The organism is Caballeronia sp. HLA56 (assembly GCF_054655155.1).
Map to the genome: position 1 here is coordinate 1,106,944 of NZ_BAAHOB010000001.1, position 23,141 is coordinate 1,130,084.

General features: G+C 62.5%; 22 protein-coding genes. 10 read left to right on the plus strand and 12 right to left on the minus strand.

Annotated features, from left to right (window positions below):
• Window positions 1–46: 46 nt before the first annotated feature.
• Entirely contained in the window at window positions 47–1,744 is a 1,698-nt protein-coding gene (locus tag ACYQ47_RS05125) for an AMP-binding protein (protein ID WP_459904657.1), read from the minus strand.
• A 58-nt stretch (window positions 1,745–1,802) separates the two neighbouring features.
• On the minus strand, window positions 1,803–2,936 hold the full coding sequence (locus tag ACYQ47_RS05130; RefSeq protein WP_459904835.1) for an acyl-CoA dehydrogenase family protein: 1,134 nt from the start codon (window positions 2,934–2,936) through the stop codon (window positions 1,803–1,805).
• 157 nt (window positions 2,937–3,093) lie between these two features.
• Here ACYQ47_RS05130 and ACYQ47_RS05135 point away from each other — a divergent pair, with 157 nt between their 5' ends.
• Window positions 3,094–4,167, plus strand: coding sequence for an AraC family transcriptional regulator (locus ACYQ47_RS05135; RefSeq protein ID WP_459904658.1), 1,074 nt, complete (start codon window positions 3,094–3,096; stop codon window positions 4,165–4,167).
• Between the two features lie 61 nt (window positions 4,168–4,228).
• A complete protein-coding gene (locus tag ACYQ47_RS05140) occupies window positions 4,229–4,378 on the plus strand; it encodes a hypothetical protein (protein ID WP_250467420.1) in 150 nt (49 codons plus the stop codon).
• A gap of 3 nt (window positions 4,379–4,381) precedes the next feature.
• Here ACYQ47_RS05140 and ACYQ47_RS05145 read toward each other — a convergent pair whose 3' ends face one another.
• Together ACYQ47_RS05145 and ACYQ47_RS05150 are read right to left on the minus strand one after the other, a co-directional pair.
• Complete coding sequence (locus tag ACYQ47_RS05145) at window positions 4,382–5,200, minus strand: hypothetical protein (RefSeq protein ID WP_244829263.1); 819 nt, start codon at window positions 5,198–5,200, stop codon at window positions 4,382–4,384.
• Between the two features lie 128 nt (window positions 5,201–5,328).
• Window positions 5,329–6,624, minus strand: coding sequence for an MFS family transporter (locus ACYQ47_RS05150; protein WP_244829262.1), 1,296 nt, complete (start codon window positions 6,622–6,624; stop codon window positions 5,329–5,331).
• Window positions 6,625–6,954: 330 nt separating this feature from the next.
• Here ACYQ47_RS05150 and ACYQ47_RS05155 point away from each other — a divergent pair, with 330 nt between their 5' ends.
• On the plus strand, window positions 6,955–7,971 hold the full coding sequence (locus ACYQ47_RS05155) for a DUF2891 domain-containing protein (RefSeq protein ID WP_459904837.1): 1,017 nt from the start codon (window positions 6,955–6,957) through the stop codon (window positions 7,969–7,971).
• 21 nt (window positions 7,972–7,992) lie between these two features.
• Here the strand turns inward: ACYQ47_RS05155 and ACYQ47_RS05160 are convergent, their stop codons facing one another.
• The gene (locus tag ACYQ47_RS05160; RefSeq protein WP_459904659.1) at window positions 7,993–8,313 is read right to left on the minus strand and encodes a YnfA family protein; all 321 of its coding nucleotides are present in this window, start codon (window positions 8,311–8,313) and stop codon (window positions 7,993–7,995) included.
• A gap of 72 nt (window positions 8,314–8,385) precedes the next feature.
• On the opposite strand from ACYQ47_RS05160, the gene ACYQ47_RS05165 reads away from it, so the two are divergent.
• A complete protein-coding gene (locus ACYQ47_RS05165; protein ID WP_459904660.1) occupies window positions 8,386–9,765 on the plus strand; it encodes an MATE family efflux transporter in 1,380 nt (459 codons plus the stop codon).
• A gap of 20 nt (window positions 9,766–9,785) precedes the next feature.
• Here ACYQ47_RS05165 and ACYQ47_RS05170 read toward each other — a convergent pair whose 3' ends face one another.
• Window positions 9,786–10,853, minus strand: coding sequence for an alpha/beta fold hydrolase (locus ACYQ47_RS05170; RefSeq protein ID WP_459904661.1), 1,068 nt, complete (start codon window positions 10,851–10,853; stop codon window positions 9,786–9,788).
• Window positions 10,854–11,054: 201 nt separating this feature from the next.
• Here ACYQ47_RS05170 and ACYQ47_RS05175 point away from each other — a divergent pair, with 201 nt between their 5' ends.
• The 3 genes from ACYQ47_RS05175 to ACYQ47_RS05185 are packed head-to-tail and all read left to right on the plus strand — an operon-like array spanning window position 11,055 to window position 12,602.
• Window positions 11,055–11,813, plus strand: a complete 759-nt coding sequence (locus ACYQ47_RS05175) for a DNA/RNA non-specific endonuclease (protein ID WP_459904662.1) — start codon at window positions 11,055–11,057, stop codon at window positions 11,811–11,813.
• Complete coding sequence (locus tag ACYQ47_RS05180; protein WP_250467427.1) at window positions 11,806–12,066, plus strand: hypothetical protein; 261 nt, start codon at window positions 11,806–11,808, stop codon at window positions 12,064–12,066. The genes ACYQ47_RS05175 and ACYQ47_RS05180 overlap by 8 nt, the downstream gene beginning before the upstream one ends.
• 23 nt (window positions 12,067–12,089) lie before the next feature.
• Window positions 12,090–12,602, plus strand: a complete 513-nt coding sequence (locus ACYQ47_RS05185) for a methylated-DNA--[protein]-cysteine S-methyltransferase (RefSeq protein WP_459904663.1) — start codon at window positions 12,090–12,092, stop codon at window positions 12,600–12,602.
• Between the two features lie 77 nt (window positions 12,603–12,679).
• Here the strand turns inward: ACYQ47_RS05185 and ACYQ47_RS05190 are convergent, their stop codons facing one another.
• Together ACYQ47_RS05190 and ACYQ47_RS05195 are read right to left on the minus strand one after the other, a co-directional pair.
• Window positions 12,680–13,420: an OmpA family protein gene (locus ACYQ47_RS05190; protein ID WP_459904664.1), complete on the minus strand. Its 741-nt coding sequence runs from the start codon at window positions 13,418–13,420 to the stop codon at window positions 12,680–12,682.
• A 393-nt stretch (window positions 13,421–13,813) separates the two neighbouring features.
• A complete protein-coding gene (locus ACYQ47_RS05195) occupies window positions 13,814–14,092 on the minus strand; it encodes a hypothetical protein (protein ID WP_250467429.1) in 279 nt (92 codons plus the stop codon).
• Window positions 14,093–14,473: 381 nt separating this feature from the next.
• On the opposite strand from ACYQ47_RS05195, the gene ACYQ47_RS05200 reads away from it, so the two are divergent.
• The 3 genes from ACYQ47_RS05200 (at window position 14,474) to ACYQ47_RS05210 (ending at window position 16,702) form a co-directional block, all read left to right on the plus strand.
• Window positions 14,474–15,985: an ATPase domain-containing protein gene (locus tag ACYQ47_RS05200; protein ID WP_459904665.1), complete on the plus strand. Its 1,512-nt coding sequence runs from the start codon at window positions 14,474–14,476 to the stop codon at window positions 15,983–15,985.
• On the plus strand, window positions 15,982–16,338 hold the full coding sequence (locus ACYQ47_RS05205; protein WP_244829252.1) for a response regulator: 357 nt from the start codon (window positions 15,982–15,984) through the stop codon (window positions 16,336–16,338). The genes ACYQ47_RS05200 and ACYQ47_RS05205 overlap by 4 nt, the downstream gene beginning before the upstream one ends.
• A gap of 109 nt (window positions 16,339–16,447) precedes the next feature.
• Entirely contained in the window at window positions 16,448–16,702 is a 255-nt protein-coding gene (locus ACYQ47_RS05210; RefSeq protein ID WP_244829251.1) for a CsbD family protein, read from the plus strand.
• Between the two features lie 103 nt (window positions 16,703–16,805).
• On the opposite strand, the gene ACYQ47_RS05215 is transcribed toward ACYQ47_RS05210, so the two are convergent.
• The 4 genes from ACYQ47_RS05215 to ACYQ47_RS05230 form a co-directional block, all read right to left on the minus strand.
• Window positions 16,806–17,594: a fumarylacetoacetate hydrolase family protein gene (locus tag ACYQ47_RS05215; RefSeq protein WP_459904666.1), complete on the minus strand. Its 789-nt coding sequence runs from the start codon at window positions 17,592–17,594 to the stop codon at window positions 16,806–16,808.
• Window positions 17,595–17,653: 59 nt separating this feature from the next.
• Window positions 17,654–19,852: an acetate--CoA ligase family protein gene (locus ACYQ47_RS05220; protein WP_250493634.1), complete on the minus strand. Its 2,199-nt coding sequence runs from the start codon at window positions 19,850–19,852 to the stop codon at window positions 17,654–17,656.
• A gap of 81 nt (window positions 19,853–19,933) precedes the next feature.
• Entirely contained in the window at window positions 19,934–21,190 is a 1,257-nt protein-coding gene (gene frc, locus ACYQ47_RS05225) for a formyl-CoA transferase (protein WP_244829248.1), read from the minus strand.
• Window positions 21,191–21,228: 38 nt separating this feature from the next.
• Entirely contained in the window at window positions 21,229–22,995 is a 1,767-nt protein-coding gene (locus tag ACYQ47_RS05230) for a thiamine pyrophosphate-binding protein (protein ID WP_459904667.1), read from the minus strand.
• Window positions 22,996–23,141: the final 146 nt, after the last annotated feature.

The following is a 23,141-nucleotide window of genomic DNA, read 5'->3' on the forward strand; positions in this document are numbered from 1 at the left end:
TGTTTACATTTGCTTGCGATTACGTCAGGAGAAATGTTCGGCGGAATCATTTTGTCTGGCGAAGCTCCGGAAAATCCTCTTCCCAAAATTCGAACTCGCCGCGCACGGCAGTGTTGGTGCGAGCGGCTTCCTGTCGACGAAGATCGACGCGCCGAATCTTGCCTGAGATGGTTTTCGGCAACTCGGCGAATTCGATTCTTCGAATGCGTTTATATGGCGAGAGCCGCTCGCGCGAAAACGCGAAAACGCTTCGCGCCAGTTCCGGTCCGACGGCGAAGCCGTGTCGCACGGTAACGAACGCCTTCGGCACGGAGAGCCGTAACGGGTCCGGACTCGGCACGACAGCAGCTTCCGAGATCGCCTCGTGTTCGATCAACACGCTCTCCAGCTCGAACGGACTCAGCCGATAGTCCGAAGATTTGAACACGTCGTCCGCGCGGCCGACGTAGACGAAGTAGCCATCCGCGCCGCGCGAGGCGACGTCCGAGGTGCGATAGAAGCCGCCGCGCATCGCGTTTTCGGTGGCGGTCGGGTTATCGGCGTAACCGGTCATCAGGCCGAGCGGCGGCGGATTCAGCACCAGCGCGATCTCGCCTTCGTCGGCGAGCGCGCCATCTGGATCGAGCAGCGCCACGCGATAACCGGGCAGCGGACGTCCCATCGACCCCGGCGCAACCCGCTGACCCGGCGTATTGGCGATCTGCGCGGTGGTTTCAGTCTGGCCGTAGCCATCGCGGATAGGCACGCCCCACGCCGTGTGCACGCGCTCGACGACCTCGGGATTGAGCGGCTCGCCCGCCCCGACGATCTCCCGCAGCTTCACCGGGTAGGACGCCAGCGGCTCTTGCACCAGCATGCGCCACACGGTCGGCGGCGCGCATAACGTGGTGATGTCGTATTGCACGAGCGCATCGAGCGTGCGCGCCGCATCGAAGCGGCTGAAGTTGTAGATGAAGACGCAAGCCTGTGCATTCCACGGCGCGAAAAAGCAGCTCCACGCGTGCTTTGCCCAGCCCGGCGAGCTGATGTTCCAGTGCACGTCGCCGGGTTGCAGGCCGATCCAGTACATCGTCGAAAGATGCCCGACCGGATAGCTCTCGTGCGTATGCGCGACGAGCTTGGGCTTCGACGTCGTGCCCGAAGTGAAGTACAGCAAATAGGGATCGCTGGCGTTCGTTTCGCCATCTGCGGCAAAGTCCGGCGACGCTTCGTAGGCCGCGTCGTAGGCAAGCCAGCCATCGCGCGGCTCGCCCACGGCGATACGCAGTCCCGTCACGTCGATGCCTTCGAACTTGTGCGTCTCGCCCGCATCGACGATCACGTGTTGCACGCGTCCAAGCGCGATGCGGTCGCGCAAGTCGGCAGGCGCGAGTTGCGTGGTCGCGGGCAGCACGATAGCGCCGAGCTTCATCGCGCCGAGCATGGTCTCCCACAACTCGACTCGGTTCGGCAGCATCAACAAGATACGCTCGCCGCGCGTGACGTTCAGCGCGCGCAAATGGTTGGCGACGCGCGCCGAACGCTCGCTCATCTGCGCGAATGAAAGACGCGTCTCGCCGCCACCTTCGTTGACGATATGCAACGCGGCCGCATGGTTGCCGCGCGCCATCGGATCGAAATAATCGAGCGCCCAGTTGAAACGACTAAGCGCCGGCCACTGAAACTCGCGATACGCGGTGTCGTAATCGGTGCGATGTCGCAGCAAAAAGTCGCGTGCTTCGATGAAAGGCTCTGCCGGGTTCATTTCGTCTCCGTGATTGTTTTGATTGCCCCGTGCGGCGGCGCGCGCTTGAAAGCCGGTTTCAGAGCTGACGCGCGATCACCATGCGCTGCACTTCGCTGGTTCCTTCGTAAATCTGCGTGATGCGTGCATCGCGATAATGCCGCTCCACCGGATAGTCTTGCAGATAGCCGTAGCCGCCGTGAATCTGGATGGCATGCGAACAGACGCGCTCCGCCATCTCGGACGCGTACAGCTTCGCCTGCGAAGCCTCCGACAAGCACGCAATGCCCTCGGTGCGCATGCGCGCCGCGTGCAGCACGAGCAGGCGCGCGGCGTTCAGTTGCGTGTGCATGTCGGCGAGCATGTTCGCGACCGACTGATGCTCGAGAATCGGCTTGCCGAACTGGATGCGATCGTGGGCGTAGGCGCGCGCCGCGTCGAAGGCCGCGCGCGCGATGCCGAGCGCTTGCGCCGCAATGCCAATGCGCCCGCCTTCCAGATTCGACAACGCGATCTTGAGTCCTTCGCCGCGCTTGCCGAGCAGGTTCGCAGCGGGAATCGCGCAATCGTCGAAGGCGATGGCGCAGGTATCCGATGCGCGAATGCCGAGCTTGTGCTCGGGTGGCCCGACATTGAAGCCAGGCGTGCCGGTCGGTACGATGAACGCCGATATGCCGCGCTTGCCGAGTTCGGGATCGGTCACGGCGAAGACGATAGCCACGCCCGCGCGCTTGCCGTTGGTCACGAACTGCTTGCTGCCCGAAAGCACCCATTTGCCGTCGCGCTCGGTTGCGCGCACGCGCAGATTGTTCGCTTCCGAGCCCGCCTGCGGTTCGGTGAGGCAGAACGCGCCGATCACTTCGCCGCTCGCGAGCTTCGGCAGCCATTCGGTCTTCTGCGCGTCGGTGCCGAAAGCGAGGATCGGGCCGCAGCCGACCGAGTTGTGCACACTCATCAACGTGGCGCAGGACGCGCAGCCCGCCGCGATTTCTTCCATCGCGAGCGCGTAGGCGGTGTAGTCGCTGAACGTGCCGCCGAGTTCCGCAGGCACGATCATGCCGAGCAAACCCAGTTCGCCGAGTTGCCGCACGACGGCGTCGGGCAATGCGCCGTCCCGGTCCCACTGACCCGCGTTCGGCGCAAGCACTTCGGTCGCGAACTGACGCGCGGCGTCGCGAATCATGCGCTGCTCTTCGGTAAGAAAACTGTCGATCATGGTCGGAGCTCGTAGAAGGTGCCTGAAGCGATCGGATAAACTTGCTCGCCGCGTCTTTCGGAAACGGCGCTGCGGCGCGTTGCAAGTCATGCCTCGATCATGCGCGGCGCGCGTGGCGTGTGCACGAGTCTAGGCAATCGCCGGACATTAGCCGATGCCTGAAACGATCACGCTAACTGAGCGCTTTGGCCACCTAGTGACAACCCCAACATCCACGAAGGACATCGAACGGGATTCGATCGCCGCGAGTCTCGTCGACGCAGCCTTGCGCTGCGCACAAGCACGCGGCGTCGATCGCGCGATGCTGCTCGACGCCGCGCAGATCGCGCCCGCGCTGCTCGACACGCCGCATGCGCGCGTCACGCCCGCGCAGTACGGCCGCCTGTGGCACGCCATCGCCGACGCGCTCGACGACGAGTTCCTCGGCCAGGACGCACACCCGATGCGGCGCGGCAGCTTCGTGCTGATGTCGCACGCCGCGTTGAGCGCGCGCGACGGCGCACAGGCGCTCGGGCGCATCGCCGGATTCATGCGGCTCGTGCTGGACGAGTTATCGTTCGAGCCGGATATCGGCGCGACGCGCGTGCGCCTCTGGCTGAACGACGGCCACGGCGAACGCGAGCCCAAGAGCATGTTCGCCTGCGCGACCGGCTTCATCCTCGTCTATGGATTGTTGTGCTGGCTCGTCGGGCGACGCATTCCGGTGCTTGCGGCCGATTTTCGTTGCGAGGAAACAGCGGATAGCGACGAATACCGGCTGATGTTCTGCGACACCCTTCGTTTCGACGCGCCGCGTTCATTCGTCGATTTATCGCCCGAATGCGCCGCGCTGCCCGTCGTGCAGACAACCGCCACGATCAGGCGCTTTCTGCGCGACGCGCCCGCGAACTTCATCGTCAAGTATCGGAATTCGGAATCGCTCGCGGCGCGCATTCGGCGGCGCTTGCGGCAGACCGCGCCGGCCGACTGGCCCGAGGCGGACCGCATGGCGGCGGAATTGAATATCGCGCAGGCCACCTTGCGTCGGCGTCTCGCGCAGGAAGGGCTGACGTATCGAACCATCAGGGACGCGCTACGCCGCGATCTGGCGCTCTCGCGTCTTGCGGATACCGACGAAACCATCGCTCAGATTGCGAACGCGCTCGGCTTTGCGGAACCGAGCGCTTTCCGGCGCGCCTTCAGAAAGTGGACGGGCGTGCGGCCGGCGGATTATCGCCGCGCACGCTGAGAGCGCGCGGATATCGACGCTGCTATATTGAGGCGTCGAAGAATTGCCCACGGAGCGCATCATGACGAAAGCACGGCCCGACGAACCCGCGACGCCCACCCACGAAGAGGAGTTGCTCGACGAAGCGCTGGATGAGACCTTCCCGGCGAGCGATCCGATTGCCGTGGACGCCGAGCCGGAAGACAACGAGGAACGCAAGCGGGCTAAGTAAGACTCAGAGGGGATCGTTCGGACCCGGTTCATCCGGAGTCGAAAGGAGCGTCACCAGTTTGTCGACGTGCTGATGCAGCAACTTCACATGCTTGTCGATCTGTTCGAGACGGCCGGAAAGGTCCGCCTTCGCCGCTTCGCTCATGCGGTCGGAGGCGATGAGTTCATCGGCCTTGGGCAGCATTGGCTCGACTTGCAGCAAACCTAGCTGGCGTTCCAGCCGACGCAAATCCTGCGACAGCAGTTCGCGATTCTTGCGAAACAAAAGATCGCGACGATTGGCTTCCGCCTGCTGCTGTGCAAGATCGGCCACGCGGCGCGTTGCTTCCGTTTGCGACAGCAGCGGATCGGGACCGCGCAACACGGAACGCTTGGGCGCGGGATGCGCCGTGCCGCGGAACACCGCGACGGGCGCTTCTTCGTCGAGCGCGCGTTGCACGCCGGAAGGCACTTCGGCGGGGTTGCGGCGCTCGTCCATCCAGTGCGGCGGCAAGCCCGTCACGAGCTCGATACCGCGCACGAATTCCTCGTTGAAGTCGCGCTGACCCGCGACGATGAGCTTCATCAGCGAAGGCGAGAAGCTCATCATCCGCGCGAGTCGCGCAGCGCCGCCCGGCGAACCCACCAGAACATTCAGGTTGGCTCGCCAGACGACGAATAGCGTTTCATCGAAATCTTCCATGAAAGGGCTCCCGGCTGACCGATGCACCCAAAGGCGCATGTCGACAATGCGCGCGTTCGAGTCGCGCGCCAGCGCTTCCGGCTTGCGCTTCTTGCGTCCGTGCGCCGTGGGGCGCGCTTCACCTGCAGATTCATACCGCATCAAACACCATACTACCTTGATCGGCAAGCCCGGCGGACATAAGGGTCCGCGCTAATGGCGCCGGTGATTACGACTGGAACGCGACAGGCCACGCAAAGAGCGCTTGCCAACCGGTCGCGGCCACTATATTAAGGCTCGTTGCGCAAATAGCCCACCTTGCTCGGATCGAGCATGCGCCAGGTCACGACAAGCGAGATGGCGCACATGGCGGTGACATACCAATAGAACGCCGATTCGCTGCCGGCCGACTTCAGCCACAACGCCACATATTCCGCCGATCCGCCGAACACCGCATTAGCGACGGCGTACGACAGCCCGACGCCCAGCGCGCGCACTTCGGGCGGAAACATCTCCGCCTTGATGAGACCGCTGATCGACGTATAAAAGCTGACGATGGCAAGCGCGGCCACGACCAGAACGAACGCCATGAACGGGCTCGTCACGTCGCGCAACGCGTGCAGCAGCGGCACCGTGCAGAGCGTGGCGAGCGCGCCGAACCAAAGCATCGACTGACGACGCCCGATGCGGTCCGACAGCGCGCCGAAAAGCGGCTGCATGATCATGTAGACGAACAATGCGCCCGTCATCACGTTACTGGCCGTCTTGGCGTGCATGCCCGCCGTATTGACCAGATATTTCTGCATGTACGTGGTGAACGTATAGAAGATCAGCGATCCGCCCGCCGTGAAGCCGACCACGGTCATGAACGCGCCCTTGTGCTGCATCAGGCCGCGCAAAGTGCCCGCTTCCTTGCGTTGCCGCGATTCGGCGGTCGTGGTTTCTTCGAGCGAACGACGCAGAAAAAGCGAGATCAGCGCCGCGCAAGCGCCGACGAAAAACGGCACGCGCCAGCCCCACGCCTTGAGCTCTTCGGTCGAGAGAAACATCTGAAGGATGACCAGCACGAGTAGCGCGGCGAGCTGTCCGCCGATCAGCGTCACATATTGAAACGATGCGAAGAAACCGCGACGGCCGCGCAGCGCCACCTCGCTCATATAGGTTGCGCTCGTGCCGTACTCGCCGCCGACGGACAAGCCCTGGAAGAGCCGCGCGATCAGCAGAAAGAACGGCGCCCACGCGCCGATGCTCGAATACGTCGGCAGAAAGGTGATGACGAGCGAGCCGCCGCACATCATTAGCACGGAAATCATCATTGCGTTGCGGCGGCCGTGTTTGTCGGCGATACGGCCGAAGAGCCACCCGCCGATCGGGCGCATGAGAAAGCCCGCCGCGAACACGCCAGCGGTATTCAACAATTGCGTGGTCGGATTGCCGCTCGGGAAGAAGGCCGCCGAGAAATACAGCGCAAGGAACGAATAGATATAGAAGTCGAACCATTCGACGAGATTGCCCGACGATGCCCCGACGATCGCGAATACGCGGCGACGGGTATCTTCAGCGGTGTAGGCGGGAATGTCGTTCATGGGTAGTCTGTTCCTGGTCTCGGCGTTTGATCGGCCGGCTCGACACTGCCGGGGCGAATCGCTCTGCGGCGTTCGGGCGCAAGTTTATACGACGATTCGCGGAAAAGCGCGCAAAGATGATTGTGATTTCCCCAATGCAGCGCGCGACAAAGGCGGCATCCATCTTTATGCTTTCAGCCGACGCGGCTTGTCGCCAAAGCCTTCGCGCGGCTTACGCCATTTGCATGTTTCCCGGCGTGGCCACGGATTAGGGAATTTCCCTTATCGAACACGGCGCCGCGGATTTATCGATAAAGTCTCGCTCGTCCATCATTGGAGTTTCGTATGAACATGCCGCGCCATATCGTGCTGGACGACGCGTTGGCGTCGAAATTCGCGCAAGTCGCGCTAGGTCACCTCACGCGCGAGTATCCCAACAAGCTCGATCACGTCATGGCGAGCGCAGCGGACGTGCAAAGCCCGCGCGCGCTGCATCCCGTCTTCTATGGCAGCTTCGACTGGCATTCGTGCGTGCATGGCTATTGGCTGCTTGCGCGTCTCGTCGACCGCTTTCCCGCGCTGCCCGAAGCCGCGCGCATTCGCTCGGTCATCGACGAACATTTCACCGATGCCAACGTCGCCGCCGAAGTCGCCTACCTCGAACGCCCGGCGGCGCGCGGTTTCGAACGGCCCTACGGCTGGGCGTGGCTGCTCGCGCTCGCGGACCAATTGCGCTCGATGCACACCGAGGAAGGCGCGCGCTGGGCCCGTACGCTGCAACCGCTCGCGGATGCCTTCGTCGCGCGCTTCGTCGAATTCCTGCCGAAGTCGACGTATCCGCTGCGCGTCGGCACGCATTTCAACATGGCGTTCGCGCTGACGCTGGCGCTCGGTTATGCACGTGTGGTTCGTGATGGCGATTTCGAGCGCCTTCTCGTCGATACGGCCACGCGCTGGTTCGCCAATGACGAAGCCTGTCAGGCGTGGGAACCGGCCGGCGACGAATTCCTCTCGCCGTCGCTGATGGAAGCCGTGCTGATGCGCCACGTGTTGCCCGATGCATCGTTCACCGGCTGGCTCGAACGCTTCTTGCCGCGTCTTGCCGTGCGCGAACCCGCGACGCTCTTCGTGCCGGCCACCGTCACCGATCGCAGCGACGGCAAGCTCGCGCATCTCGACGGCCTGAACCTGAGCCGCGCGTGGTGTCAGCGGACCATCGCGCGGGCGCTGCCTGCGGGCGATGCGCGCATCGGCGTGCTCGACGCGAGCGCCGACGAGCATCTGGCGGCGGGCATCGCGCACGTGGCGGGCGACTACATGGGCGAACATTGGCTCGCCACGTTTGCGTTGCTGGCGCTGGAAGCGTGACGCGCCGAGCGCCACGCTGAATCAGACGCGCGGCTGGAACGCGATGACCGCCATTCCCGCCAGCGCAATGACCGCGCCCGTCACGTCCCACATCGTTGGCCGGATGCGATCCACGGCCCACAGCCATGCGATCGCCACACCGATATACACGCCGCCATACGCCGCATAGACACGCCCTGCAGCCGCATCGTGCAGCGTGAGGAGCCACGCGAACAACGCAAGCGAAAGCGCGCCGGGCACGATTAGCCAGGGCGAGCCATCGAGCTTCAGCCATCGATACGGAAAGTAGCAACCGGCGATCTCCGCGATGGCCGTCACGACATAAAGCAGAAGAGTTTTCATGGACAGTCGGGCAGCGGGTTCGACGCGCATTATCGGCTGCTTCGGCAGCAAGCGTCGCCCTGACACGGCACAATGACGCCTCTTGCTCACCTCGCCCTGCAATTGAACGCTCCCGACACTATCGAGCATCCGGCCGCCGTGCCGGTGCACTGGCACAAGCGCGTGCTGACGCTCGCGTTTCCCATCGTCCTCGCAAATCTTACGCAGCCGATTCTAGGCGCGGTCGATACCGCCGTCGCCGGTCATCTCGACGGACCGCAATATATTGGCGGCGTCGCGCTCGGCGGGCTCGTTTTCAGCTTCGTGTTCTGGAGCTTCGGCTTTTTGCGCATGGGCACGACGGGCCTCGTCGCGCAGGCGTTCGGTGCGAACGATGCGCTTGCCCTGCGCGCAAGCGTATTGCGGGCGATGCTGCTCGCGCTCTTCATCGGCATGGCGGTGCTGGCGTTACAGGTGCCGATCATCCGTTATGCGCTCGCCGCGCTCGGCGGTAGCGCGGCCGTCCAGAGCACGGCCAGCGCCTACTGCCATGCGCGCATCTGGGCCGCGCCCTTCGCGCTTGGCAACTACGTCGTGCTCGGGATGTTGCTCGGCTGCCAGCGCGTGCGGCTCGCGCTCATCACGCAAGTGTTCATCAACGTGGTGAATATCGTGGCGGTCCTGCTATTCGTGTATCGCTTCGGCTGGGGTATTTCGGGCATTGGCGCGGCCACGGCGGCTGCGGATTTTTGCGGCTTCGCGCTCGGTCTTGCGATTCTCTGGCGTTTGCGTCCACATGGACTTCCGGCGCTCGCGCTGCGCACGCTGCTGGACGCGCGCGCGATGAAGCGCCTCGTCGCGCTCAATCGCGACATCTTCATTCGCACGCTGTGCCTGCTCGGATCGTATGGATGGTTCGCCCACATGGGCGCGCGTCAAGGCGATGCGATCCTCGCGGCCAACGCCGTCCTGCTCAACTTCCAGACCTTCATGGCCTTCGGACTCGATGGCTTCGCGCACGCCGCCGAAGCGCTGGTCGGCGCGGCCACGGGCGCGCGCGACCGCCACGCGTTTCGCCAGGCCGTGAAGGTGACGATGCTGTGGTCGGCGATCGGCGCGGCGGGCTTTTCGCTCGTTTATTGGCTCGCGGGCGAGTGGATCATCGGCCAGCTCACGGATCAGCGGGACGTGCGTGCCGCCGCGCTGCGCTTCTTGCCTTGGGCCGTGGTGATGCCGCTTGCATCGGTCATCAGCTTTCAGCTCGATGGCGTGTTTATCGGCGCGACGCGCACGCGGGAGCTGATGGTGTCGACGGCTGTATCGCTTGGCATCTTTCTATTTGCCGCGTGGTTGCTGAACGGCTGGTTCGGCAACCACGGATTGTGGCTCGCGCTCGCCATCTTGATGATCGCGCGCGCCGTTACGTTGCTGGTGCAGTTGCCCGCGATCGAGCGGAGATCGTGCGTGGATTGACGCGGAGTGGATGGCCTGACTCAATCCGCCTTCGCCTTCAACGCCGCCATCCCCTCCAACAACGCCTTATGAAACGCCACCGGGTCCTGCATCTGCGGCGCATGACCGAGCTCGGCAAACTCGACGAGCTTCGCGCCCTCGATCCGCTGCTGTGCAAGCTTCGCCAGCTCAGGATAACGGCCCAGCGTCGGGCGAATCTCCGGCGGCGCCAGATCCTTGCCGATGGCCGTCGTGTCCTTATCGCCGATCATCAGCAGCGTCGGGGTTCGCAACTGATCGAACTCATAGACCACAGGCTGCGTATAGATCATGTCGTACAGCAACGCCGAGTTCCACGCGACCGCGTCTTTCCCCGGTCCGCGATACATTCCCGCAAGCATCTGCACCCACGGTTCGTAGTCCGCGCTCCAATGCCCCGCGTAATACGTGCTGGTCTCGTAGCTGCGGATGCCGTCGGCGGTGGTCTTGAGCTCGCGCGCATACCAGTCGTCGATGGAAATGGACGGCACGCCCTTCGCCTTCCAGTCTTCCAGACCAATGGGATTCACGAGCACGAGTTGCTCGGTCTCGCGCGGGTACATCAGCGCATAACGCACCGCGATCATGCCGCCCGTCGAATGCGCGATCAACGTGGGATGCGTGACGCCAAGCGCCGCAAGCAGCGCATGCGTATTGCGCGCGAGCTGCTGGAAGCTGTACTGATAACGCGCCGGTTTGGTGGACTTGCAAAAGCCGATCTGGTCCGGCGCGACCACGCGATACCCGGCTTCGCTCAAGGTATCGATGGTCTTTTTCCACGTCGCCGCGCAGAAGTTCTTGCCATGCAGAAGCACGGCCGTGCGGCCATTGGGATGCGCGGGATGCACATCGATATAGGCCATCTGGACGACCTGCCGTTGCGACGAAATGGAGAACCGCGCGACCGGATAAGGATAGTCGAAGCCTTGCAGTTCAGGTCCGTATGCTGGGCCATCGTTGGCGGGCGCGTCTTGCGCGTGAGCCTGGCTCGCGGTGAGCATCGTGCAACACGAGACGAGCGACAGCAGCAGGTTTCGCGCGATATCGAGCTTGCGGCGCTTGGCGTTCATTGGCTTCCTTCCATTCGTTTCGATGCGGCCTTCGCCTACGGCGCGGCCCAAGCCGACGCATTCTAGCGTGGATGAATTTCTTCCGTTCCATGTGCACTGCACTGCCTTATACTCTGCGGCCTCGATTCGCCCGGCTTAAACCGAACGGCTGACCATCAGGCGGCGAGTTCTCACGCATCAGCACGGATCTTCATACTCAGCATGCAAGTACGCATCAAGGCATTCGTCGTCGCGCTTCTAGGCGCCGCGTCGGTCGCGGCGGTCGCGAGCGACTGTCTGCAGTTCAGTCCGGGCGGCCGCGCGCCCGTCGTCGTCAATCAGAAGATGCGCGCGTCCACGCAGGAAATCTGCTATACCGATTTCGCTCTGCTGCATTCCGGCGTCACGCACGGGCCGCTCTGGTCGGCGGAACATTTGACCGCGCAGAGCGTCGATGACGCGAAGAACAACACGCGCACCAATCGCTTTTTCGTCGACAAGCGGCTGCCGGCCGGCGACAGCGCGCAACTCGACGACTACAAAAGGAGCGGCTACGATCGCGGCCACATGAGCCCGGCGGGCGATCGAGCCAGCAAGCAGGGCATGGCCGAATCGTTCTCGCTTGCGAACATCGTGCCGCAGGATCCGTCGAACAACCGGCGCATTTGGTCGCGCATCGAGCAAGCGGTACGCAGGCTGACCGAAGAATCCGGCGATGCCTATGTCGTGACCGGCCCGCTCTTTTCAGGGCGGCAGTTGCAGACCATCGGCGAGTCGCGCGTGTTCGTGCCGACGCAGTTGTACAAGGTGGTCTATTTGCCGAAGCGGCAAATCGCGTTCGTGGTCGTCGTCGATAATGTGCCGACCAATACCTATACGATGAAAACCGTGCGCGAACTGGAAGCCATGAGCGGTCTCGCGTTTCCCGGCATCCCCGATGCACTGAAAGACAAACGAATTGGAGGACTGAGCGGTGTTTAAACCATTTGCCAACGATACCGACGTGATGAACATCGCGGGCGACGCGATCAACATCCAGAACGGCACGACGCGTGTGTCGGTGAGCGGCGACCTCACCATCGCACGCGATCAGGCGGGGCTCGCCGCCGCGCAGGCGTTGTACAAGGCGCTCGGGGCTATCGTCGATGTTCTTCAAAAAGACAAGGCGCTGCCAGCGAAGCTTGCCGACGAGCCGACCGCGCCCGGCGGCACGGCGGATAATCCGTTCATCTGAAACGGGACGCGAGAAGACGCGACGTGATCGAAAGCCACGTTAGCCCGAGCCCGCTCGGGCCTATTTTGTTTCGCGCGGAAGGCGATTGCCTGACCGGGCTTTTCTTTGTCGGGCAGAAGTATTGCCCGGACGGTTTATCGCACGAGCCATGCGCATCGGCGCGCGTGCCGCGCGTGATCGCCGAGGCGCGCGAGCAAGTCGACGAATATTTCGGGGGCGCGCGCGAGGTGTTTGCGGTGGCGCTGCGGCTCGACGGCACCGCGTTCCAAAAACAAGTCTGGGACACGCTGCGTCAGATTCCTTTCGGCGAAGCCTGGACTTACGGCGATCTCGAGCGCCGTCTTGGCTTGCCCGCAGGCGCATCGCGCGCGGTCGGCGGCGCGAATGGGCGCAATCCGGTGTCGATCATCGTGCCGTGTCATCGCGTGATCGGCGGCGATGGCGAACTCACAGGTTACGCGGGCGGCGTTGCGCGCAAGCGTCACCTGCTGACGCTGGAAGGCGGACGCGGGCGCGAGCAACTGCTGTTGTTCTGATCCTTCCGGCGCATATCGACGAAAAAAAGCTCGCGATCCTTTCGGCTCGCGAGCTTTTTTCTTCGACAGCGTCCGGCTTACGGATTGAGCGTCACTTCCACACGGCGATTCTCGGCGCGACCCTGACTCGTCGCGTTCGATGCCACTGGAACAGACTTGCCGAAGCCCTTCATGGAGAACTCGTTCGCCTTCAGACCGTGGCTCTTGAGATATTCGAGCACCGACTCCGCGCGACGCTGGGACAACGCCAGGTTATACGGCGCAGAGCCGACAGAGTCCGTATGTCCTTCGATGCTGACAGACGAGAACGTCGTGCCGCGTCCTTCCGAGATAATCTGATCGAGCGAGGCTTTGGCCTTCGGCGTCAAATGGGCGCTGTTGAAGTCGAAGTTCGTCTTTTCGTCGAGGGAAATCTTGCGTGCGGCCGGCGCGGCCGGCGCGGCCGGCGCGACGGTCGCCGTATCCACCACCGCTGGCGGCGCGGGTTCCGCAGCCGCCGGCTGCACGGGCTGTGCCGGTGCACCGCAGACAAAAATCAGCTCGGAGACATTGTCCGGTGTTTTCGTTCCCGCGACGTTCTGGAGCGGGTTCACTGGCTGATTGCCGCATGCCTTCTGCGCGGCGGCCATGCATTGGCTGCCGCCTTCGAACAAGCCGTAGCATTCGGCGCGGAAAGCCTTTTGGCCGTTCGACGTCTGAATTTCGCTGAGATTGAACGTGGGACTGGACGCAAGACTGGTCGCAGGACTGGACGTGGACGAGCAAGCGGCAAGAACGGCGACGCTCGCGAGAATAGTGGCAATGGTCTTGTTGAACATATTGAATGAGTAAGCAGAGCGCCTGTTGGCAATTGACGGGATTTCCGCTTATTTCAGCGCCTGAATTGCGAAAGCGCGAATAAGCCCGTTTTGAGAAATAGATGAAGTTCGGTATCGCGATCTTGAAACGACCGAAAGCCGCCGCGATTCTAGCAACGGCTTAAGAACTTACCGCAGGGACAATTCCCAAAAATCGACATCCCGCTTCGCATCTCATTAATCACCGAAGCGTGCGCCATCTGAACGACTGTTGCGACCATCGACGTCATGCAATTCGGCGACATTTCGCCGGCAAGTTGCTCAATTCGGATTACGCATCCAGCTTAATGCGTATCTGATTATGGTCAGAGAATCCAATTAATTCCAGAACAACCTGCGCTCTACTCTTCCAAATCAAATCATTTGCGCGTGATCGAAGCGCGTTTGTGCCACTCGCGAATCGCCGTTGTAGCGTTCGGGGTTATTGGGCGAAAAGATGCGCGAATCCACGGGTTTTGCCGGTAGGCGCGAGAAGATTTCCTTGTCCGCGTGAAAATTGAACGGCGCCGCCGAAAGAATGCGCGAATCGGGCAGCCGTTCGCCGGCATTCGCGCATGAAACTGAAATCGGAAACGAAGAAACGAGACAAAGCGCGAGCGTGACGATGCTTGAAAGCGAGTTCGGACGGGACATGGTTGACCTGAAATGAAACGGCGCGTAACGCCTGGAACGGAAAAGGCCTCGATTCATCTCGGCCCTCGTTAATGCATGGATGCCATTTCAACAGGGCCAAGCGTCATCGCCCATGAGAAGGTTCTCAATTTCGTCCTAATTTTGGGATGCACTCCCGAGAAGACGAGCGGGCGTGAAAAATGCGGACGAGTAGAGTTCAAACCTTTAGCGCCACCCTTTTTGCAGGAACGGGAATCCAACGCGCGCCTCTGCCCATCGATGGGTTGCCATCCAGCGCCAAGGCGGACGGGCTTTCACGACAGACGGAAGATCCCATTGTTGCTCGGAGTCAGCCATAATTCGCGTTCGCTCAAACGGATCGCCAAGTAAAACGAACACTCCATGACCCAAGACGACAAGCTCCCCACCGTTTCGCCCCGACAGCCCATACCCAACGACGGCAACGTCACGACTGGCGTGGCAGGTCTGGACGAGATTCTGGGCGGCGGTCTCGCCGAAGGTGGTCTGTACATGATCGAAGGCATGGCTGGCGCGGGAAAGACGATCCTTTCGTCGCAGATCGGTTTTCATCGCGTGGGCCAGGGCGACATGGTGCTATACATCACGCTGATCGCCGAATCGCACACGAAGCTGCTGTCGCACCTTCGGGCAATGTCGTTCTACGACGCCGACGCCATCTCCGAACGCATGCTGTTCGTGAGCGGTTACCACGAACTGATACGCGACGGCCTGTCCGGCTTTCTCTCGCTCATCGCGGCGACCATCCGCACGAGCCGCCCGCGTTTCATGGTCATCGACGGCTTTCGCAGCGCCCGCGAATTCAGCTCGACCGAACTCGAACTCTCGCAATTCATCCACGAGTTGTCGGCCTTCGTGAGCGCCGCGCGCTGCACGACGCTCATTCTCGCGCCGCTGTCCGGCAACGAGCCGCATCCCGAACACACATTGGTCGATGGCTTGATCGAGCTAAATCGCTACAACACCGGAATGCGCCGCGCACGGGAAATCGAAGTGCATAAGCTGCGCGCGCGCGATCATCTGCTCGGCAAGCATTTCTTCAAGATCACGGCGGACGGACTCGTGACTTTCCCGCGACTCGAAGCGTCGTCGGCGAATGCGCAGGATGTGCCGGACTTCGAAAGCCGTCTTGCCTTCGGTTTCCCCGATTTCGATCAGATGCTCGGCGGCGGCGTGGTGCGCGGTTCGACCACCACGTTTATCGGGCCCTCGGGCGTCGGCAAGACGCTGCTCGCGCTCAAGTTTTTGCAGGCGGGCGTGGCGCGCGGCGAGCAGTGCGTCTACTTTGGGCTTTACGAGTCGCCGGAGCGGCTGATCGCGAAGGCGGCGTCGGTCGGCATCGACCTGAAAGACGCTGTCGATAGCGGCCATTTGCTACTGGAATGGCATCCCGCCGTGGAACTCGCCATCGACGAACTTGCCTCGGAACTGATTGCGTCGATCCAGCGCTCGAAGGCGTCGCGGCTCGTGGTGGATGGCGTCGACGGCTTCTTTCAGTCGGCCAACCGCACCGAGCGCCTCGGGCTATTCTTGAACGCGCTCACGCACCGTCTGCGCGAAGCCGGCGTCACCACGCTCGTGACGGAAGAGTTGCCGCTCTACGGCGATTCGACGACGCCCACCACCTTGCGGGCGTCCGCGATGACCGAAAACATCGTGCTCCTGCGCTATGTCGAGGCGAACTCGTCGCTGTATCGCATGGTGTCGGTGGTCAAACAGCGCGAAGGTTCGCACGATACGGCGATCCGCCGTCTCACGATCGATTCGCGCGGATTGCATATCAGCGAAGGGTTCATCGGCTCGACGGGTCTGCTGTCCGGACATCCGTCGTTGGCGCCTGCGTTTTCTGTGTCGGACCCCGGCCAGCGAGCATGAAAAAAATCCTCGTCGTCGACGACGAATTCGACATCCTCACAACCTGGCGCCTCATTCTCGAAATGGAAGGCTACGAAGTGACGACCGCGTCGAACGGGCGCGTGGCGCTCGAATCCGCGCGCGCGAATCCGCCCGACCTCGTCATCACCGACTGGATGATGCCGCACATGGACGGCGTTGCCTTCATCCGCGAACTGGCGGCGAACGACTCGCTTGCACAGGTTCCCGTGATTCTCATGAGCGCGGCGGCGCATGCGCCCACGCTGGAACACGCCAACGCGCAGTTTCGCCGCAAACCGCTTTCCATCGACGATTTGCTCGATCTGGTTAAACATAAACTCGGCGAAGCCTGACCTTGGGCACGAAGCGTGCTCCTTGTTTCACTCGGACGTTGCCGGGATGCCGCAAGATCAGCCCGCTGCAACATTGACCATAACCGCTACAGACGAGAAGGGAGGCACCATGGTGCAGGATCAAGTGGAAGGCGCGGCGCAACAGGTCGTGGGCAAGGTGCAGGATGCGGTTGGCGCGCTTACGGGCGACTCGGAAACGCAAGTGGCCGGCAAGACGCGGCAGGCGCTCGGCTCGCTGCAGCAGAGCTACGGTGAGACCGTGGATCAATTGCGCGTGGCGGTGGCGAGTCAGCCGATCAACGGTTTGCTGATCGCGGCGACCGTGGGCTTCGTGCTCGGCGCGCTGTGGAACCGCGATCGTTGAGACATCGACGCGCGGCGCCATCTCGCATGGCGCCAGGCGTGAAAAAACGGCAAAGTCCGCAAGTCGGCTTTGCCGTTCTTCATTGCACGATGCTCACACCGCTTCAAGCCGCGAGCGTGTTCGCCAGAGTACCGATTCCGCGAATCGTCACTTCCACGCGCGCGCCGTCCTTGATTGATCCCACGCCGATCGACGTACCGCACGCGATGACATCGCCGGGAACGAGCGTCATGTCGTGCGACAGCAGGCTTACCTGCTCGGCGGGCGAAAAGATCATGTCGTCGAGCGGATAATTTTGACGCTCGACGCCGTCCAGCGTCGTGACCACTTGGGCCGCGCGCCAGTCGAAGCCGTTGCCTGGCGTAACGATGGCGGGCCCGAGACACGTGAAGGTATCGAAGCCCTTCGAGCGGCACCATTGCGCGAAGTTGGGATCTTCCTGCAAGAGTTCGATGGCGGTGACATCGTTCACGCACGTATAGCCGAAAATGGCCGCCTCGGCCTCTTCCACCGACGCGCCCGAAACCGTCTTGCCGATCACGATTCCCAGTTCACCCTCGTACGCAATCTTGCCGTGATAACTTTTCGGCCGCTTGATCGACTCGTTCGGCCCGATCACGGACATTGGCGGCTTGATCAGAAAGAGCGGATGCGCAGGAGGCGCCTTATCGAGCTTCTGCGACAGCGCGTAGTAGTTGTTCCACAACGCGATGACCTTGCTCGGTTCGCAAGGCGCGAGCAGGGTGAGGTCGTCGGCGGCGAAGGAAATGTCGGTCGGACGTGCTTGCCCGAACAATGCGCCGTCGTGCTGCACGACGCGGCCGGAGTGCGGATCGAGCGTGCCGAAGCCAATACGGCCGTCGGCATCGCGAAAACGAATCCAGGTGGTCACTATGAAGGTCCGTGTGATTAGGAAGGGGCGCCGCGGGGCACCTAAGCGCCCCGCTTTGCTCAGATCAATCCCGCGCCGCGCGCCCACTTATATTTCGCCCCGAGCACCGCCACTGGCAATTCGGTCGAATACGCATAGGCCGGCACGCCATGCGCGTATAGATACTCCGCCGCCTCCTCCACTTGCACGTCGCCCGCGAGCGACGCCACGATCGGCTTTTCGATACCGCGCGCCTTCATCTCCTCCTTCACTTCGATCACGAGCTTCGCGAAGACCATCGGCGGCGTGATGATGGTATGCCAGTAGCCGAGGATGATCGAATGGACGCGTTCGTCTTCGAGACCCAGCTTGATCGTGTTCTTATAGGTCGTCGGCGGCTCGCCGCCCGTGATGTCCACCGGATTGCCCGCCGCGCCGAACGGCGGGATGAACTTGCGGAATGCGGCGTCGAGATCCTCGGGCATGGTCATGAGCGACAGGCCGTTGTCCACGCACGCGTCCGAGAGCAACACGCCCGAGCCGCCCGCGCCCGTGATGATGACCGTGTTCTCGCCCTTGGGCGTCGGCAATTTGGGAATGCCGCGCGCGAACTCCAGTAAATCGCGCAGCGACCGCGCACGGATCACGCCGCATTGCTGAAACACGTCTTCGTAGATCTTGTCGTTGCCCGCGAGCGCGCCGGTGTGCGAACTGGCCGCACGCGCGCCGAGACTCGTGCGTCCGGCCTTCAGCACCACGACCGGCTTTTTCTTCGATACGCGCTTCGCGGCTTCGGCAAACGCGCGGCCATCTTTCAAGTCCTCGCAGTGTTGCGCGATGATCTCGGTGTTGTCGTCCTGCTCGAAGAACGTGAGCAGGTCGTCTTCATCGATGTCCGACTTGTTGCCGAGCCCGACGATTGCCGAGACGCCCATCTTCGCCGAACGCGAAAAGCCGATGATCGCCATGCCAATGCCGCCGGATTGCGACGACAGCGCCGCCTTGCCCTTCACGTCATACGGGGTGCAGAAGGTCGCGCAAAGATTCTTCGGCGTGTAATAGAAACCGTAGATGTTCGGGCCCATCATGCGAATGTCGTATTGACGCGCAATCCGCACGAGTTCTTCCTGGCCTTCGTGGTTGCCCGTCTCCGCGAAGCCCGAAGGAATCAGCACCGCGCCGGGAATCTGCTTCTCGCCGACTTCGACGAGCGCCTGCGCGACGAACTTCGCGGGAATGGCGAACACCGCGACATCGATCACGCCGGGCACGTCCTTCACGCTCTTGTACGCCTTGTGGCCCATGATCTCGTCGGCTTTCGGATGGATCGGATAGATCGCGCCCTGGTAGCCGCCGTTGATGAGGTTCTTCATCACCGAGTTGCCGATCTTGCCGTCCTCGTTCGACGCGCCAATCACGGCGAGTGCGTCTGGCTTCATGATGCGGTTCATCTGCGCGACGATCTGCTCCTGCGTCGGCCGGTAACGCGGCGCGGCAGGCTCGAAGTCCATCACGATGCGCACGTCCGCCGCCACGGCGCCGCTCGGGCTCGCGAAAACCGGGTTCAGGTCCATCTCCGAGATTTGCGGGAAGTCGTCGATGAGGCGCGACACGCGCTCGATCAGCGTGACGAGACTCTCGCGATGCACCGGCTCCGCTCCCCGCACGCCGCGCAGCACTTCAGCCGCCTGAATGCCGTCGAGCATGGAGGCGGCTTCGTCTCGCGTGACGGGCGCGAGCCGGAAGGTCACGTCCTTCAGCACTTCGACGAGCACGCCGCCTAGCCCGAACGCGATCAGCTTGCCGAACGAAGGATCGGTCACCGCGCCGATGATCACTTCCTGTCCCGCGCCGACCATCTGCTGAACTTGCACGCCGAGGACCGTGGCGTCCGCGTCGTAGTTCTTCGCGTTCTCGAGGATCGTCGCGAAGCCGGCTTTGACATCGGCTTCGTTCTTCACGCCGACGAGCACGCCGCCCGCTTCCGTCTTGTGCAGAATCTCCGGCGAGACGATTTTCAGCACCACCGGAAAGCCGATGAACGACGCGAGTTTCGCCGCATCGTCCGCGCTCGTCGCGACGCCTTCCCGCGGCACGGCGATGCCGTATGCATCGCAGACGAGCTTGCCTTCCGGCGCCGTGAGCGACGTGCGCCCTTCGGCCTTCACGCGATCGAACACTTCCGCCACGCGGCGTTTCGCATCGGCTGCATGCAGCGGAATAGCGTTCGCGACTTGCGTCGAAGAGTCATTGCGTTCCTGCACAACGGTGCTGTTCATCTGACTTGTCTCCGTTCGTATGGACGTGCCACTCCACGCCGCATCACGAGGAGGCGGCGCGACAGGCATCGAATGAGGCGTTTAGATTGCGCCGAGGCTTCTCAGCGTCGCGATCTGATCGGGCGAGTAGCCGAGTTCGGCCATGACTTCGTCGGTGTGTTCGCCAAGCAGCGGCGAGCGCACGACTTCAGTCGGACTATCCGACAGTTTGATCGGATTGCCGACCGTCAGATACTTGCCGCGCACCGGATGATCCACTTCGACGACGGTGCCGGTTTTTCTGAGCGACGGCTCTTCGGCGATTTCCTTCATCGAGAGAATCGGGCCGCACGGAATGTCGTGTTTGTTGAGAATTTCCATGGCCTGGAACTTGGTCTTCGACATGGTCCAGCGCTCGATCTCCGCGAAGATGTCCTTCAGATGCGGCAGGCGCGCGTTGGCCGTCTTGTAATCAGGATGGTCGATCCACTCTTCCTTGCCGATCACCTTGCAGATTTCGCCCCAGACCGGCGCCTGCGTGATGAAGTAGATATACGCGTTCGGGTCCGTCTCCCAACCCTTGCACTTGAGAATCCAGCCCGGCTGGCCGCCGCCCGAGGCGTTGCCCGCGCGCGGCACCGCCTCACCGAATGTGCCGTTCGGATACTGCGGATATTCCTTCATCGTGCCGGTACGTTCGAGCCGTTGTTGATCGCGCAGTTTCACGCGGCACAGGTTCAGCACGCCGTCCTGCATCGCCGCGAGCACGCGCTGGCCGCGCCCTGTTGCATTGCGCTGATACAGCGCCGTGACGATCCCGAGTGCGAGGTGCAAGCCCGTGCCCGAGTCGCCAATCTGCGCGCCGGTGACGACCGGCGGGCCATCGTCGAAACCCGTCGTCGATGCCGCGCCGCCCGCGCATTGCGCCACGTTCTCGTACACCTTGCAGTCTTCGTACGGTCCGGGCCCGAAGCCCTTGACCGACGCCACGATCATCTTCGGGTTCAGCTCCTGAATGCGCTCCCACGTAAAGCCCATGCGATCGAGCGCGCCCGGTGCGAAGTTCTCGACCAGCACGTCGCACTTCTTGACGAGCGTTTCGAGCACCTTCTTGCCTTCGGGATTCTTCGTATCGATGGTGATCGAACGCTTGTTGTGGTTGAGCATCGTGAAGTAGAGGCTGTCGGCGTCGGGAATATCGCGCAACTGCTCGCGCGTGATGTCTCCGGCGCCCGCGCGCTCCACCTTGATCACGTCCGCGCCGAACCACGCGAGCAACTGCGTGCAGGTCGGCCCAGACTGAACGTGCGTGAAATCTAGGATGCGCACGCCATCCAGTGCCTTGCCCGAATTATTCATGGCTGTCTCCCAATGTCTTCAGTGGCTTGTCAGTGGCTTTATTTGTACATCGTTTGAGCCATCGTGCCGGGGGCGTACACGGTCGGATCGACCCAGATGTTGACGACCGCGCTCTTGCCCGTCTTGGCGATCGATTCCCGCGCACGCTGCAACGCGCCCGCGATCTTCGAGGCCTCGTACACTTCCTCGCCATAGCCGCCGAGCATTTCGGCGAAGCGGCCATACGGCACGTCCGAGAGCAGATTGCCGACGTTGCCGCGCTCCTGACCGTACTTGGCGAGCTGGCCGTAGCGGATCTGGTTCATCGCCGAGTTATTGCCGATGACGGCGAGATACGGCACGCCGAAGCGATTCGCGGTTTCCATGTCGAACGAAGTCATGGAGAAAGCGCCGTCGCCGTAGTAGCAGAGTACTTCCTTTTCGGGGTTCGCAAGACCCGCCGCGATGGCGAAGCCCGTGCCGACGCCGAGCGAACCAAGCGCGCCGGGGTCCATCCACTGACCCGGACGGCGCGGACGCACGGCCTGCGCGGAAATGGTCACGACGTCGCCGCCATCGCCGATATAGATCGTGTCGTCCGATAGAAACTGGTTGATTTCGTGCGCGACGCGGTACGGATGAATCGGGCTCGCGTCGGACGTGAAGAGCGGCATCAGCTTGGCCGTCGCGGTTTCTTCCGCCGCTGCGAGTTCGCGCATCCACGCCTGACGGCTCTGGCGCTTGTCGTTCTTGATGCGTCCGCTCGCCGCTTGCAGCACCGCACCGAGGATCGCGCCCGGGTCGCCTACGAGCCCGAGATCGATATCGCGGTTCTTGCCGACCGTGCGGTAATCCATGTCGATCTGCACGAGCTTCAGATCGCGGCTGATGCGCTTGCCGTAACCCATGCGGAAGTCGAATGGCGTGCCGACGATCACGATCACATCGGCCTTCGCGAAGGCTTGCGAACGCGTGCGGTCGAAGTGATGCGGGTCGCCCGGCGGCAAGAGGCCGCGGCTCGCCCCGTTGAAGTAGCCGGGAATGTCGAGGCCGCGCAACAGCGCGATGGCTTCTTCGTGACCGCGCGCGGTCCACACTTGCTGGCCGTAGAGAATCGCGGGACGCTCGGCGTCGACCAGCAGATCGGCCAGCTTCTCGATATCGAGCGGATCGCCCACCGATTTCGTCGATGCGCGATACCGTCCCGGCTGCGGAATCACGGCCTTGGAGACATCGATTTCGCGGTCGAGCACATCGCGCGGAATCTCCAGGTACGCCGGGCCGGGCGCGCCGTTGAAGGCTTCGCGCGCGGCCATCGAGATCATGTCGGCGACGCGTTCGGTGCTCGGCACGGTGGCGGCGAACTTGGTGATCGGCGCCATCATGTCGACGTGCGGCAGGTCTTGCAGCGAGCCCATCTTGTGCTGCGTCAACGCGCCCTGCCCGCCGATATGGATGATCGGACTTTCCGAGCGAAACGCCGTGGCGACACCCGTCACCGCGTTGGTACAGCCGGGGCCGGCCGTGGTGACGACGCAACCGAGCTTGCCGGTCTGACGCGCGTAGCCATCGGCGGCGTGGGCGGCGACCTGTTCGTGACGGACATCGATGATGCGAATGCCTTCATCAACGCAGCCATCGTAGATATCGATGATATGACCGCCGCACAGCGTGAAGATGGTATCGACGCCTTCGTTCTTGAGCGCTCGGGCGACCAAATGGCCGCCCGAGACGACACCCGCGCCGCGTGTTTTTTGTTTGAGCGTGTCATCCGCGGTGGTGGTGGCGGGAGCGACTTCCGGACGGCTGCTGACGACTTCGGACATTGTTTGTCTCCTCCTCGAAGGGGGTTGTGTTCAAGGCTTCCGTGACGTCGCGCTGCCGTCCGGTTGCTGTGATATACAATATTCCACACACAGTATTAGTCAAGTGTCGAGCGATGGCGAAAACCCTGTGATGCAATGCGTCATCC